16 protein-coding genes are annotated in these 12,934 nt (G+C 61.4%); 6 read left to right on the top strand and 10 right to left on the bottom strand.

Annotation, left to right across the window (positions count from 1 at the left end; genetic code table 11):
• Positions 1-62 precede the first annotated feature (62 nt).
• The 3 genes from AC1DX3_RS03965 (at position 63) to AC1DX3_RS03955 (ending at position 1,621) form a co-directional block, all read left to right on the top strand.
• Entirely contained in the window at positions 63-458 is a 396-nt protein-coding gene (locus AC1DX3_RS03965) for a hypothetical protein (RefSeq protein ID WP_476987929.1), read from the top strand.
• Positions 459-712: 254 nt separating this feature from the next.
• A complete protein-coding gene (locus AC1DX3_RS03960) occupies positions 713-1,135 on the top strand; it encodes a hypothetical protein (protein ID WP_476987928.1) in 423 nt (140 codons plus the stop codon).
• 114 nt (positions 1,136-1,249) lie between these two features.
• Complete coding sequence (locus AC1DX3_RS03955; RefSeq protein ID WP_476987927.1) at positions 1,250-1,621, top strand: hypothetical protein; 372 nt, start codon at positions 1,250-1,252, stop codon at positions 1,619-1,621.
• A gap of 103 nt (positions 1,622-1,724) precedes the next feature.
• On the opposite strand, the gene AC1DX3_RS03950 is transcribed toward AC1DX3_RS03955, so the two are convergent.
• The 10 genes from AC1DX3_RS03950 to AC1DX3_RS03905 all read right to left on the bottom strand — a co-directional run bounded on the left by AC1DX3_RS03950 (position 1,725) and on the right by AC1DX3_RS03905 (position 10,898).
• Positions 1,725-2,216 (bottom strand): F0F1 ATP synthase subunit B family protein, encoded by a 492-nt coding sequence (locus AC1DX3_RS03950; RefSeq protein WP_476987926.1) that lies wholly within the window; start codon positions 2,214-2,216, stop codon positions 1,725-1,727.
• A gap of 4 nt (positions 2,217-2,220) precedes the next feature.
• Positions 2,221-2,889 (bottom strand): F0F1 ATP synthase subunit B family protein, encoded by a 669-nt coding sequence (locus AC1DX3_RS03945; RefSeq protein ID WP_476987925.1) that lies wholly within the window; start codon positions 2,887-2,889, stop codon positions 2,221-2,223.
• A gap of 91 nt (positions 2,890-2,980) precedes the next feature.
• Positions 2,981-3,232 carry a F0F1 ATP synthase subunit C gene (locus AC1DX3_RS03940; protein ID WP_476987924.1) on the bottom strand — a complete coding sequence of 84 codons (252 nt, stop codon included), beginning with the start codon at positions 3,230-3,232 and terminating at the stop codon, positions 2,981-2,983.
• Between the two features lie 40 nt (positions 3,233-3,272).
• Positions 3,273-4,028 (bottom strand): F0F1 ATP synthase subunit A, encoded by a 756-nt coding sequence (locus tag AC1DX3_RS03935; RefSeq protein ID WP_476987923.1) that lies wholly within the window; start codon positions 4,026-4,028, stop codon positions 3,273-3,275.
• Between the two features lie 90 nt (positions 4,029-4,118).
• Positions 4,119-4,418: an AtpZ/AtpI family protein gene (locus tag AC1DX3_RS03930; protein ID WP_476987922.1), complete on the bottom strand. Its 300-nt coding sequence runs from the start codon at positions 4,416-4,418 to the stop codon at positions 4,119-4,121.
• Positions 4,419-4,719: 301 nt separating this feature from the next.
• Complete coding sequence (smc, locus tag AC1DX3_RS03925) at positions 4,720-8,190, bottom strand: chromosome segregation protein SMC (RefSeq protein WP_476987921.1); 3,471 nt, start codon at positions 8,188-8,190, stop codon at positions 4,720-4,722.
• A gap of 107 nt (positions 8,191-8,297) precedes the next feature.
• Complete coding sequence (locus AC1DX3_RS03920; RefSeq protein ID WP_476987920.1) at positions 8,298-8,930, bottom strand: thioredoxin domain-containing protein; 633 nt, start codon at positions 8,928-8,930, stop codon at positions 8,298-8,300.
• Positions 8,931-8,934: 4 nt separating this feature from the next.
• Complete coding sequence (locus AC1DX3_RS03915) at positions 8,935-9,555, bottom strand: DsbA family protein (protein WP_476987919.1); 621 nt, start codon at positions 9,553-9,555, stop codon at positions 8,935-8,937.
• 6 nt (positions 9,556-9,561) lie between these two features.
• A complete protein-coding gene (locus AC1DX3_RS03910) occupies positions 9,562-10,206 on the bottom strand; it encodes a DsbA family protein (RefSeq protein ID WP_476987918.1) in 645 nt (214 codons plus the stop codon).
• Positions 10,207-10,337: 131 nt separating this feature from the next.
• On the bottom strand, positions 10,338-10,898 hold the full coding sequence (locus AC1DX3_RS03905; RefSeq protein WP_476987917.1) for a DUF721 domain-containing protein: 561 nt from the start codon (positions 10,896-10,898) through the stop codon (positions 10,338-10,340).
• Here AC1DX3_RS03905 and AC1DX3_RS03900 point away from each other — a divergent pair.
• From AC1DX3_RS03900 to AC1DX3_RS03890, 3 genes are all read left to right on the top strand, one after another.
• Positions 10,897-11,970 carry an A/G-specific adenine glycosylase gene (locus AC1DX3_RS03900; RefSeq protein ID WP_476987916.1) on the top strand — a complete coding sequence of 358 codons (1,074 nt, stop codon included), beginning with the start codon at positions 10,897-10,899 and terminating at the stop codon, positions 11,968-11,970. The genes AC1DX3_RS03905 and AC1DX3_RS03900 overlap by 2 nt on opposite strands.
• Positions 11,971-12,054: 84 nt before the next feature.
• Positions 12,055-12,462 (top strand): hypothetical protein, encoded by a 408-nt coding sequence (locus AC1DX3_RS03895; protein ID WP_476987915.1) that lies wholly within the window; start codon positions 12,055-12,057, stop codon positions 12,460-12,462.
• Between the two features lie 64 nt (positions 12,463-12,526).
• Positions 12,527-12,892 (top strand): hypothetical protein, encoded by a 366-nt coding sequence (locus AC1DX3_RS03890; RefSeq protein WP_476987914.1) that lies wholly within the window; start codon positions 12,527-12,529, stop codon positions 12,890-12,892.
• Positions 12,893-12,934 lie beyond the last annotated feature (42 nt).

The following is a 12,934-nucleotide window of genomic DNA, read 5'->3' as shown; positions in this document are numbered from 1 at the left end:
GTCTGATATTTCAGATCGCCGGCATCGTCGATGCCGGCGAAACTGTGAGGGTAGTCCGGGGTATGGCAGTTCTTATCAAGGTATTGATGACCTTGCTCGGCTTGGGTTTGATGTTGGTAGGCGTGGTGATTACGCCGTTGCCCGGGCCCTTTGGCGTTCCCATCATCCTGCTCGGCCTGATCATCCTGCTCCGCAGTTCCGTGTGGGTGAAGCGCCTGTTCGTCCGGCTGGTGCAGAAATATCCTCGGCTGTTGAAACCCTTGCGCGCCATGTTGCGGCCGGGCGCCAAGGTGGTCGCGTTGTTGTGGCTGCAGGCCATGCGGGTCGAGCGGCGGCTCCTGCCGGCCAAGTGGCGTTTCATGTACCGGTTTCGCCACGATGTGAAGGGATTGCTGCGTCATCGTCGCAAAAGCAGACCCGAGCCGGATCCGTCGAAGGTCATGCGTCCGGCCGTGTGAGGCCTGTGGACAGAGTTTCACTTTCGGTAAGGCATTGCGACAGATGGAGTGATCCGAAAGGCGAAAAGTTTCGTAAAATCAATGGCTGAAGTGACAAACTTGCCCTTACGAAAATTAATTTTTATCCACATTCACCTGATCTTCAATCCGTGCCTTTACAATGCCCATATGCCTCTCCATATGGGGTTCAGCAGGCCGTATCACGGTGCAATATCCAGAGCTAACAGGCGACTAAAGGCGCCTTGATCAAGACCATGTCGAGCGAACCCGGAACATCCTTGGTGCACAACAAGCCGATCCTGCGTAATCTGCGTATGGCGAAGCGCGCCATTAAGCGCTTCTCCAAGAAGGTCTTGGGTTGGGTTCTGATCGCGCTTGGTTTCGTACTGATCGCGGCTGGTTTTGTTCTGATCATCGTGCCGGGCCACTATTTCCTGATCGTCGTCGGGTTGATCCTGGTACTGCGCAATGCCTTCTGGGCGCGCCGCCAGTTCATTCACCTGAAGCGCCGTCACCCCAATTGGGTCATGCCGATCCGTAAGCTGCTGCGGCGCAATCCGCCGCTGGCTTCGATCTTCTGGCAACAGGTCCTTAAGGTTGAACGTTTCTTCCTGCGTGGCAAGTGGGCGCTTGTCGGTTTCCGGCGCCGGTTTTTTCGCCGGCCGCGCACGGTCTGAGGCCGCAGTTCAAGAGAAGAAGAAGCCTCCAGCTTAAGGCCTGAGGGTTTTTTCATGGCCGTTGCGATCGTGACCATTCGTGGTAAGCTTGCCTTCAATAAGTAGGGGGAGTTTATGACGCCGAGCAATTCAAAGATATTTTTCAATACCCTGGCCACGGCCAATCCGGTTGACGTGTTCATGGGGCTTAACGCCCTGACGAAGCTGGCCGTGCTGGTGATCCTTGTCATGGGCATCGTCGCCATCATTGTCGCGCTGACGCGGCGCGGCGGGCGTAGCGGCCTGTTGTCCTTCATCGGCGTGGCTGCGCCCGGATTGGCTGCACTGATTGTGTTGTACAACGGTCTGCGGAGTTTTACGGCTTATAAGGCCGTCCACGCCACCCATATCGCCATTGTCTTTCCTACGATCATCGAATGCGGCCAGGTTCTGATCCTCGGAATTATCGTCGGCTTGATCGCGATGATCGGCAATCGGTCTAAATAACATCCGGGTGCAGGGGGATCGCCCCCTGCGACTTCCCTTAACAAAGAAAAAGCCCGAAGCGTTCTGGCTTCGGGCTTTTCTTGTTTTCGAAATGCGGTGGCGCTTAGTTGAAGCGGCCTTCGAGTTGGCCGATGGCCTTGTCGACGAGAGCGTCGGTGCCGGCCTTCTGGACGCGGTCCAGGAGGATGGTCTCGGCCAGGTTGGCGGCCAGGTCGGCAGCGGCGGCTTTGACGTCGGCGGCGGCCTGGGCCTCGGCCTGGGCGATCTTGCGTTCGGCCAGGGCTTCGCGGCGTTCGATCGTTTCGGCCAGCTTGGCGCGGGCTTCCTCGGCCAGACGGGCGGCTTGTTCCTCGGCGAGCGCGATGATTTCGCGGGCCTTGGCTTCGGCGGCCTGGCGTTGGGCCTTGATGCTGTTGAGCAGGTCGGTGGCTTCCTGGCGGATGCGCACGGCTTCGTCGAGTTCGGCGCGGACGGCGTCGCCGGTCGAGCCCAGCGACTTCCACAGATTGCCCGGCACCTTGACGACGATGAGGATCAGCAGGAAGACGACGAGGGCGATACGGACCCAGTTTTCGGGATCGGCTAAAAATTCCATGATCCTAGACCTTCCCGATGGCGGATTTGAGCGCGGCGGCGGTGGCGGGCTTGCCTGTCAGCTTTTCGACCAGGGCCTGGGCCGTTTCCGAAGCGATGTCGGCGACGTGGGCCATGGCCGCGTCACGCGAGGCGCGGATGCGGGTTTCGGCTTCGCCGAGACGCTTGTTAAGTTTTTCGTCCTCGGCAGCGGTGAGGGCGGCAACTTCGGCGTTGGAGCGGGCGACGGCTTCGGCGGCCAGCTTGCGCGCGGCGGCGTGGGCTTCGGCCGTTTCAGCCGCGGCCTGCTTGGCCTGGGCTTCGGCTTCGTCGCGGTTGGCGCGGGCATTGGCCAGGTCTTCGGCGATGGTCGAGCCGCGAACGTTCAGGACCTTGCGGATGCGCGGCGTGAACACGGTGGCCATCAGGACGTAGAAGACCGTGAAGATGATCAGCAGCCAAACGATTTGGCCGCCCCAATGCGCGGTATTGAGCTGGGGCAGGCCGCCTTCGCCTTCGGCGGCGGGATGCCCGGTCGTCGCCGTCGTGGATTCCGCGACGCCGCCGGCCTTGGCTTGCGCCAACGCCTGGGAATTGTTCAACGGCACCGTCGAGGCATAGGTCGTCACAGCCGGCGCGAGGCTGCCGTCGGCGGAGGAGGTGGTCGTGGCCTCGGAGGAGGTAGCGGCTTGCATAGCTTGTCCTTAAAGGCCCGACCCCGAAAACGGAGTCAGGCACTCAGGTGTACGAACGTGTTTGGTGCGCGATTTATAGCGCTTGTCGATCTTACTTCGGGTTGAAGAGGATCAGCAGGGCGATAACGAACGAGAAGATGCCGAGGGCTTCGGTCAAGGCCATGCCGATGAAGAGGTTGGTCTGTTGCGACTTGGCGGCCGAAGGGTTGCGCAGGGCGCCGACATAGTAGTTGCCGAACAGGATGCCGAGGCCGATACCGGCGCCGATCATGCCGAGGGTGGCGAGGCCGGCGCCGATGTACTTGAGGCCGAGTTCGATGGCTTGGGCGGAAGCGAGATCCATGGGGTGTAAACTCCAGTTGGTATAGAAGGGTTGAGGAAAATCAGTGGTGGCCGATATTGACGACGTCACTGAGGTAAACGCAGGTCAGAACGGCAAACACGAAGGCTTGCAGATAGGCGACCAGGAATTCGAGGGTCGTCAGGGCGACGATGGTGGAGAGCGACAGGAGGCCGATGGCATAGCCGCCGAGGCCGAGGGTCGCCGTGGCGATGATGAAGCCGGCGAAGACCTGGGTCACGATGTGACCGCCCAGCATGTTGCCGAAGAGACGAAGGGTCAGGGTGACCGGACGCATGACGAAGGCGATGACTTCGATCGGCACCAGGACGACCAAGATGTACCAGGGTACGCCCGACGGCACGAACATCTTGAAGAAGCCGATACCGTGTCGCAGGACGCCGACACCGATGACGATGAGGATGGTCATAGCCGCCAGGGTGATGGTGACGGCGATTTGCGAGGTCGCGGTGAAATAGGTGAACATGCCGAGCAGGTTGCAGCTCAGGATGAAGAGGAAAAGCGTGAAGACGTACGGCATGAACTGCTTGCCGTCGTGGCCGATGATGGATTCGGTCAGGTCGTCGATGAGGCCGAACAGGCCTTCCGCCATGACCTGGCCGCGGCCGGGAATGATGCTGGCGCGGGCGGTCGTCAGGGCGAAGAACAGGATGGTCAGGCCGACCGCGATCATCATAGCCAAGACCGAATTGGTGATCGACAGGTTGATACCGGCGACCGTCGGCAGGTGCACGACTTCCTGGATTTGGAACTGTTCGAGCGGATCGTGTGCGGCCATCAGCCTGTAACCTCTTAAACTTGTTCGCACCCGAAGGGCGAAGAAAACCAAATTGACGGATACCTCAGGGATGAGGCTGTCATGCCGTTCTTAACCTTTAGACTGGCCCTGCTTGACGATCAGATAGACCGCCGCGACCATGCCCAAAATTGCCCCCGCGATCATGCAGATGGGCGTGCTGCCCAGCCACTTGTCGCAAAGCCATCCCAGTCCCAGACCGCCGAGAATCCCCCCGATCAGCTCGCCCAGGGCTTGATAGCCCTGATTGGCGCCGACTTCCGCGCTATGATCGCCCTTGCCGCGCTTACGCGCTTCAATGGCTTTCAGGCGTTGGTCGAGATCCTTCAACTCATCTTCGGAGCGGGGATCTACTGGGGGTTCATCTGTCACAGTTCAGCACCTAACAGGCGGAATAACGGGGTCGCTATTCCGGCTTCGAACGGCGCGGAACCTACTCAAGACCTCCCCAAAGGTCAAGCAAATGACGGGAATAAAATGCTGGCCTTTGAAAATAATATCGAAACAACGCTGTCATGGCGTTGTCATGCCGCGGCGGAAATGTGGCGTTGGAGGATGGTTAGAGTGTTACAAAGTAGCCTTTGGCGGCCGCCAAGAATAAAATGTCCCAAAAGACGACGCTTTCGGTGGATAGATTGGCGCACCGAACACTATATTTCGACATGCGGACAGTTTAGGCGACGTTTTCGGCCACCAAGGCTTCCGCCTGCGACAGATCGACGCTCACCAGTTGCGAGACGCCGCGTTCACTCATGGTGACGCCGAACAGGCGGTCCATGCGCGACATGGTCACCGGATTGTGGGTGATGGCGATAAAGCGAGTCTTGGTGCGGTTGCGCATCTCGGACAGCAGACGGCAATAGCGGTCGACATTGGCGTCGTCGAGTGGGGCGTCGACTTCGTCGAGGACGCAGACCGGCGCCGGATTGGCAAGGAAGACGCCGAAGATCAGCGCCGTGGCGGTCAGGGCCTGCTCGCCGCCGGACATCAGGCTCATGGTCGACAGGCGCTTGCCCGGCGGGCAGGCGAAGATTTCGAGGCCGGCTTCGAGGGGATCGTCCGATTCGACCAGGCGAAGTTCGGCCGAGCCGCCGTCGAACAGGGTAACGAACAGGACCTTGAAATGCTCATTGATGATGTCGAAGGCCTTGAGCAGGCGTTCGCGGCCTTCAGCGTTCAGTTCGTCGATGCCGTCGCGCAGCTTGGCGATGGCGGTGATCAGGTCGGAACGTTCGCGGCTCAGGGTATCGAGGCGGCCTTCGTATTCGGCGGCTTCTTCTTCGGCGCGCAGGTTGACGGCGCCCAGCTCGTCGCGCTGGCGCTCAAGACCCGACAGCAGCGATTCGGCGCCGGAGGCGTCGGCCGGCGTGGCGATGGCTTCTTCCTTGAGGCGGCGGCCGAGGTCGTCCGGCGTACCTTGGGTCTGATCGAGGATCGTGGCTTCGATATCGGCGGCCTTGGCCTGGATGGCTTCGAGGCGGGCCTGGGCGCCGGCGCGCTCTTCGCGGGCTGCCGAGGCTTCCTGTTCGACGCCGCGCAGGTTGATTTCGGAGTCGCGGCGGGCCGACTCGGCGGCATTGAGCTTGTCGCGGGCCTCGCTCAGGCGCTTTTCGGCGGTTTGCAGCGAATCGACGAGGGCCAGGCGCTTCGATTCGAACTGATGCGGCGCCGACTGGGCGGCCTCGAGGGCGGCGCGAGCGGTTTCCTGGTCTTTTTCCAGTTTGAGCAAGCGGGCGCCCGAGTCCTGGGTGCGGCGGGCCCATTCGGTCAGTTCACGCGTCAGGGTGCGTTCACGGCCTTCGCGGGCGGAGCGATCGCGGACGTCCTGGTCGAGCATCTGCTGGGCAGCCATGACGGACTGGCGTTTGCTTTGGGCGATGGCGCGGGCGCTGTCGAGAGCGGCCTTCATGCCGGTATTGTCGATGGCGGCCGATTGCGAGGCGACCGCCAGCTTATAGAGGTGCTCCATCTCGCCGTGGTCGCCGGACAGACGCGCCAGGCTGGCCTCGAGGCCTTCGAGGCGGGCCTCATAGTGGGTCTGGGCGCGCAGGCGTTCTTCGAGGGCGTTTTGACGGTTGCGGGCGCCGCGTTCGAGGTCGGGCAGGCGGTTACGGGCCTGGCGCAACTGCTCTTCGTGGACGCGTTGGGCGTCGGCGGTTTCGCGTTGCGCGGTCTGGGCGGCGGTGAAGGCGGGCTTGGCCTTGTCGATCTCGGTTTCGAGCTCGTCCAGGCGGGTGCGCTGGGCTAAACGGACGGCTGCGGGCTTGGGGGCCTTGGCGCGAACGATCAGACCGTCCCAGCGCCACAGATCGCCTTCTTTGGAGACCAGGCGCGCACCGACGGGGAGTTGGGTTTGCAGGCGGTCGCCATCAGCCGCCGCTACTACGCCGATGGTCGACAGGCGCAGGGCCAGGGCGGCCGGGGCGCGGACATGGGTGGACAGGGGCGCGACGCCCAGGGCCTTGAGATCGATATGGGCGGCCTTGGATTCGAAGTCCTCGCTCCAGAAGGCGAGGGTCAGGCTATCTTTTTTCGACAGGGTGAGATTGAGGTCGTCGCCGAGGCCGGCGGCGAGGGCCAGCTCATAACCCTTGTCCGGGCGGACCTCGTCGAGCACCGGTTTGGTGGTCTTGCCATTACCGGACAGGATCTGGGCGAGGCCGCGGGCCTCGGCGGTCAGGCGGCCGAGGCTGTCTTCCAGTTCGCGGGCGGTTTTGCGCGCCAGGGCTTCGGCATTGACGAGGGCGACCCGGTCGGCTTCGAGGGCTTCGACGGCTTTGCGGGCAGCGTCGAGATCGTTGTGCGCCGTTTCGGCCTGGGCCTTCAGGGTGTCGACGGCGGCATAGTCAAAGGTGCCGAGGGCATGGCGTTCGTTGTGGGCGGTCTGAAGCTGGGCGGCAATGCGGTCGAAGCGCGCCTTGGCTTCGGCCAGGCGGGCGGCTTCAAGGCGCTGGCGCTCGACCTGGGCGGCCTGCTCGGCGGCCATGGCTTCGATGGCGGAGTCGGCCTGACGGCGTTCGGCCTCGGCGGCGTCGAGGGCGGCCTTGAGCTCGGGTTCGCGTGAGGGCGCGTCCTGGATCTCGGCCTGGACGCGGGCGAGGGACGATTGCAGGCGCTCGACCTGGATCGAACCGTCGGACGACAGGTCGAGTTCGCGCTGGAAGTCGGTTTTCAGGCGCGCCAGCTCGGATTTCAGGCGCTCGATCTCACCGGCGACCTGCTTTTCCTCGAGGTCGAGGCGTTCTTTCTCGATATTAAGGCGATGATTGACCGTGGCGGCGATGGCTTCTTCTTCGCGCAGCGGGGCGATGGCTTCATTGGCTTCGAGAGCAACGGTTTGGGCGATGGCGGCGGCGCGGGTCGAGGTTTCGACGCGCAGGGCCTGGGCCTGCATGTCGGTGACGGCGCCTTCGAGCAGGGCGCGGACTTCGAGCCATTTGGCGTGCAGGATAGATTTTTGCAGGGCGCGGATTTCGGCGGAAATCTTCTTGTACTTGTCGGCCTGACGGGCTTCGCGTTTGAGGCGCGACAGGGCGCTGTCGAGTTCGCGGGCGATGTCGTCGAGGCGCGACAGGTTGCTTTCGGCGGCTGTCAGGCGCAGTTCGGCTTCGTGGCGGCGGGTGTGCAGGCCGGAGACGCCGCCGGCTTCTTCGAGGACGCGGCGGCGGTTTTGCGGTTTGGCGGCGATCAGTTCGGAGATCTGGCCCTGACGGACCAGGGCCGGGGAATTGGCGCCGGTCGAGGCGTCGGCGAACAGGAGCTGGACGTCGCGGGCGCGAACTTCCTTGCCGTTGATACGGTAGGAGGAACCGGCGCCGCGGTCGATGCGGCGGGCAACATCGAGAACAGGTTGATCGGTAAAGGGCTGGGGCGCCAGGCGTTCGCTGTTGTCGATGGTCAGGGTGACTTCGGCCCAGTTACGGGACGGGCGTTTGTCGGAGCCGGCGAAGATGACGTCGTCCATGCCGGCGCCACGCATGGCCTTGGCCGAGGTCGCGCCCATGACCCAGCGCAAGGCTTCCAGCAGGTTCGACTTGCCGCAGCCATTGGGGCCGACAATGCCGGTCAGGCCCGGATCGATGCGAAATTCGGTCGCATCGACGAAGGACTTGAAGCCGGAAAGTTTGATCTTCTGGAACTGCAACGGAAGCCTTTTTAGGCGGGTACACGAATCCTAATTGATTCTTAACGGCTATAGCATGTCAAGCCGAGCCGTAAAACAAGCCACAGGGGAATGCAGTTTTACCCAGCCTATTTGGCTGCGGCAATAGCAGCGTCGAATTCAGCGATGCCCGTGCCCTTGTAGATGAAAGGCTGACCATTGATGAAGAAGGCCGGGGTGCCGCTGACGCCAAAAGCGATAGCCGCATTGTTGGCGTTGTTCAGGGCCGTCAAGCCGGCCTGGTCGAGAACGCATTTATTATAGGCGTCTTCATTGAAGCCGTAGTCGCCGGCGATGCGTTTCAAGACGGGCGCCGCCAGCATGTTGTTTTCGCCCATGGCATAATATTCGCTTTGGGCGCGCATGACTGTGTCGACGACGTCGAAATATTTGTCCTTGCCGGCGCATTCGGCCAGGCGGGTGCCGGCGACGGCAATGGTGCGGACACCCGTCAGCATGGGGCGGAAGATATAACGAACCTTGCCGGTCGTTATATATTTCGACTTAAGGTCGGGCATGACGGTGTCGTTGAAGCGGGCGCAGATCGGGCAGGCGACGGAGCCGTATTCGATGATGGTGATCTTGGCCTTGGCGTTACCGAGGATGCGGTCGGTGGGCAGGACCGTGCCGACGACGGGCGGTGCCGCCGGCTTGGGAGCGGCGTTGACGATCGCCGATACGAACAGGAACAGCAGGGCGAGGAAGGCGATCAGGCGTTTCATACGCTTACTTTTTGTCCAGTTGCGAGGTCAGTGCATGGTCGAATTCGGCGAAGTCGCCAGAGTGGCGCTGAAAAAGTTTGCCGTTGATGAAGAAGGTCGGGGTGCCCTTGATACCGTCGAACTTGGTGTAGTTCTCGTCGTTGGTGGCGATGCGGGTATTGCCGTCCGGATCGGTAATGCACTTGTCGAACTGGTCCTTGGTCAAACCGACCGAGGTGCCGATCGTGCGCAGGGTCGGCAGGGCATTGGCGTCGGTGCCGTCGGCGAACATGGCATCCTGGCTGCGCATGATGGCGTCGATGACCTTAAAATAGTTCTCTTTGCCGGCGCAGCGGGCGAGGAGGACGCCCGAGGCGGAGATATTGTTCGGCGGCGTCAGGACCTCACGGTAGACGTAGCGGATCTTGCCTGTGTCGATATATTTGGTCTTGATCTGCGGCAGGATGTCGGCGTTGAACTCGGCACAATGCGAACAGGTGACCGATGCGTATTCAACCAGGGTCACCTTGGCATTGGCCGGTCCCATACTCATGTCTTCGTCGCGCAAGGGCGTCATTTTCCGGCTATTGCAGGCGGTAAGGCTCAGCAAGAGCAGGGCAGCGACGAAGACAGAGCGTTTCAACATGTTCGGTTACTTGGCTGCGGGCGCGTTCTTGATGGCGTCGTCGAAGTAAGAGATGTCGTTCGGGATACCGGTGACCTTCTTGCCATTGACGAAGAAGGTCGGCGTGCCTTCGATACCATCCTTGGTCAGGTATTGCTGGTTCAGGTCATTGAGATGTTCGATGGCCTTGGGGTCCGAAACGCATTTGGTGAAGGCGTCCGCGTCTATACCGACGGATTTGGCGATGTTCAGCAGGACAGGGCGGGCATTGGTATATTGTTCCGGCGGGCCGCCGGCATCCATTTCCTGTTGCGAGCGCATGACGGCGTCGATGACGCTGAAATACTTGTCCTTGCCGGCGCAGGCGGCCAGAAGGTGACCGGCGGTGGCGACGGAAGGGTTACCGGTCATCATCGGACGATAGATATAATGGACCTTGCCGGTATCGATATAGCGCTTCTTGAATTCCGGCATGATGGTGTCGTTGACGCGGCCGCAGATGGGACAGGCGACCGAAGCATACTCAACGACGGTGATCTTGGCCTTGGGATCGCCCTGGGACATGTCATCGCCGGCCGCGGCCGAAGGTGCCTTGTTGCACCCGGCGACCAGGAGCATGGCGCCGGCAACGAGGCCCAGGAGGGCTGCGCGCCCGAAGGAGAGGTTTTTCATATCGTGTTTCCGCCGATGGAGGTTCGGGCGAGGCTTTGCCCCTGATGTGTGCTCTTTATTATAGCGTCTGCTTACGCTGTAAATATCTATTCCCTGTTTCGGGCCGAAAATTGGCGGGGAAGCCTGCCATTTTATTTCATATTTTGACGCTTCATGACGGCCCGGCCGAGCAGGAGCAGAGATTTTTTCAGCTTTTCATCCGGGACGTCGCCCAGGGACTGCTGCAGCCGTAGTTCCTCGGCGGCGCTGAGCGGTTGCGGGCGTGCCGGCGGGGGCGCTTTTTTCGGCGCTGTCAGCGGGCCCTGGATGAGTCGCAGGCGCTCGATCGACTTGCCGCCGAGATAGAGGTTGATGCGGTCGAGCAGGACGGCCGATTGATGCTGAATCAAGGCGGCATAGGCGCCGGCGACGCGGATTTCGAGGACGCCGCCCTTGGGATTGGCCGCCGTGGTGCGTGTCTTGATGACGCGGACGGGTTCGCACAGCTTGCTTAAACTTTCGCCGACGATCTCGGGCCAGCGCGCTTTCAGCTTGGAGGAACCGTCTTCGAGGCCTTCAAATCGTGCGGCAAGGCTTTTCAGCAGGGGCTGAACCTGTTTTTGTACGGACGGCCCCACGCGCGGGGCGCGTTTGGTGTGAGTCGTGCGCAGGATGCGTACCGAGTCTTCCAGTGAGGGCAGAGGACGTTTCATGGCGGTGATTATACGGAAAGACGAAGCGGTTGTCGCCTCCTTAAGGGCAGCCGTTTTGCGCTGGTACGACGGCCATGGCCGCGACCTGGCGTGGCGTAGGGGAGAACGTGACGCTTACCGTGTCTGGTTGTCCGAAGTCATGTTGCAGCAGACGACCGTGGCGCACGCCACACCCTATTATGACAAGTTTCTGCGCCTGTGGCCGACGGTGGGCGAACTGGCGTCGGCAGAGGACGGCCGCGTCATGGCGGAGTGGGCGGGGCTTGGCTATTATGCGCGGGCACGGCGGTTGCTGGAATGCGCGCGGGTCGTGGTGCGCGATCATGGCGGGGTGTTTCCGGACGATGAGGCGGCCCTGCTGAGCCTGCCCGGGTTCGGGCCCTATACGGCGGCGGCCGTGGCGGCGATCGCCTTTGGCAAGGCGGCCAATGTCGTCGACGGTAATATCGAACGTATCATGACGCGGCTTTATGCCATCGAAGAGGCTTTGCCTGCTGCCAAAGGGACGGTGCGCGAGGCTGCGGCACAGTGGGTGTCGGCGGATCGGGCCGGCGACTGGCCCCAGGCCCTTATGGATCTGGCTAGCCTGGTGTGCCGGCCGAAGGCGCCGTTATGTGGAGCGTGTCCGTTGGCGACGGCCTGCCTGGCTTTTCGGCGCGGTGAGCCGGAGCGGTTTCCGGTGAAGCTGGAAAAGGCGGCGCGGCCGCGGCGGCACGGCATCGTATTTTTGATTATTGCCGGCGACGCCGTGGTGGTCGAGCGCCGGCCGGACAAGGGCTTGCTGGGCGGAATGCTTGGGTTGCCGCATACCGAATGGCGGGACAGACCGTGGAGTGATGCCGAGGTAACCATGCCGGACCTGGCCTTTAGCAAGGCCGGACGTTACGAGCATGTCTTTACCCATTTCGCGCTTACGCAGGAGGTATGGCTGGCGCGTATTTCAGGCGTGCAAGGTCAAGCCCTGATAAGGGCACATAATGATTGGCAATTGTTGCCATTGGCCGATCAGCGCAGTTTACCTACGGTTTTCCACAAGGCATTGAAGTTCGAAACTTATGGTTCCTTGATTTAATGGACACTGTCTTGTCATTGGATCGGCGTGGGTGACGCTGATAGGTTGGCGCCATGATGGCCCTGATGCGGCTGGAGGTGGATGATGAAAAAAGTTCTGGTAACCCTGGCCGCTTTAGGCCTCAGCCTGCCCGGCACCGTGATGGCCCAGGATGCGCTGCATATGAGCGATGTCACGATCAGTTATCTGCCGGCGCCGCGCAGCTATCAACCTGACGGCACCAATTACGACCTGGCCGATGCCGGCAAGAGTTTCGATGTCGCTTGCGTCATCGGCGCCGATGGGCATCTGGGGGGCTGCCGTGCCGACAACAATAATATGGTCGACCAGAATTTCGTCAGCCGGGCCTTGACCAATGTCGGGCAGTGGGTGGTTGAGCCGAAGGCGCATAACGGTCAGCCGACGGCCGGCAAGAAGTTTGTGGTCACCTGCCAGTTCACGCGATTGGACGACATCAACCAAAAAATGGCGACAGCCATGCCCGCGCAGTAATTTTTGACTTTAATGTCAAAAAGTGACAGGTTCACCGCAAAGTACGAGCAGCGGGGAGGCTGTCATGCGGGGAATTTTGTTGGTTGTATTGGCCATGGCGGGTGTGGCGGGCGCCGCGCAGGCTGAAGATTATGTCCGTTTATCGGATTTGGTGATTCTCTATCAGCCCGATGCCAGGCCGTATCGGCCCAGTGGTTCGGATATGGATCTGGCCGACCAGGGCAAGTCTTTCGACATCGTCTGCACGATCGCCCATTCCGGCCATCTGACGGATTGCCAGGCCTTTGCGGATAATATCGCCGACCGGGGGTTTGTGAATTCGGCTGTCGATAACCTGCATGGTTGGGTGGTCGGCGACACCACCCGTTCCGGCCAGGCGACCGAAGGCATGCGAGTGCGTTTGACCGTGCGCTTTCAGTTGCAGGCGTAAGGGCCCGAATGTCGTGGTGAGATTCGGAGTGGTTCTGGCGGT

This window comes from Asticcacaulis sp. P2_B1 (assembly GCF_056404915.1).
Note: the sequence above shows the minus strand (reverse complement) of the source record. Positions and strands in the feature narration are given on the sequence as shown.

What these genes read in the sequence shown, in the direction of transcription:
- AC1DX3_RS03915 (WP_476987919.1), bottom strand. Translation starts at nt 9,555, where the DNA reads ATGTTGAAACGCTCTGTCTTCGTCGCTGCCCTGCTCTTGCTGAGCCTT.
- AC1DX3_RS03910 (WP_476987918.1), bottom strand. Translation starts at nt 10,206, where the DNA reads ATGAAAAACCTCTCCTTCGGGCGCGCAGCCCTCCTGGGCCTCGTTGCC.
- AC1DX3_RS03890 (WP_476987914.1), top strand. Translation starts at nt 12,527, where the DNA reads ATGCGGGGAATTTTGTTGGTTGTATTGGCCATGGCGGGTGTGGCGGGC.
- AC1DX3_RS03895 (WP_476987915.1), top strand. Translation starts at nt 12,055, where the DNA reads ATGAAAAAAGTTCTGGTAACCCTGGCCGCTTTAGGCCTCAGCCTGCCC.
- AC1DX3_RS03935 (WP_476987923.1), bottom strand. Translation starts at nt 4,028, where the DNA reads ATGGCCGCACACGATCCGCTCGAACAGTTCCAAATCCAGGAAGTCGTG.
- AC1DX3_RS03920 (WP_476987920.1), bottom strand. Translation starts at nt 8,930, where the DNA reads ATGAAACGCCTGATCGCCTTCCTCGCCCTGCTGTTCCTGTTCGTATCG.
- AC1DX3_RS03940 (WP_476987924.1), bottom strand. Translation starts at nt 3,232, where the DNA reads ATGGATCTCGCTTCCGCCCAAGCCATCGAACTCGGCCTCAAGTACATC.
- AC1DX3_RS03900 (WP_476987916.1), top strand. Translation starts at nt 10,897, where the DNA reads ATGGCGGTGATTATACGGAAAGACGAAGCGGTTGTCGCCTCCTTAAGG.
- AC1DX3_RS03945 (WP_476987925.1), bottom strand. Translation starts at nt 2,889, where the DNA reads ATGCAAGCCGCTACCTCCTCCGAGGCCACGACCACCTCCTCCGCCGAC.
- AC1DX3_RS03965 (WP_476987929.1), top strand. Translation starts at nt 63, where the DNA reads ATGGCAGTTCTTATCAAGGTATTGATGACCTTGCTCGGCTTGGGTTTG.
- AC1DX3_RS03950 (WP_476987926.1), bottom strand. Translation starts at nt 2,216, where the DNA reads ATGGAATTTTTAGCCGATCCCGAAAACTGGGTCCGTATCGCCCTCGTC.
- AC1DX3_RS03960 (WP_476987928.1), top strand. Translation starts at nt 713, where the DNA reads ATGTCGAGCGAACCCGGAACATCCTTGGTGCACAACAAGCCGATCCTG.
- AC1DX3_RS03905 (WP_476987917.1), bottom strand. Translation starts at nt 10,898, where the DNA reads ATGAAACGTCCTCTGCCCTCACTGGAAGACTCGGTACGCATCCTGCGC.
- AC1DX3_RS03955 (WP_476987927.1), top strand. Translation starts at nt 1,250, where the DNA reads ATGACGCCGAGCAATTCAAAGATATTTTTCAATACCCTGGCCACGGCC.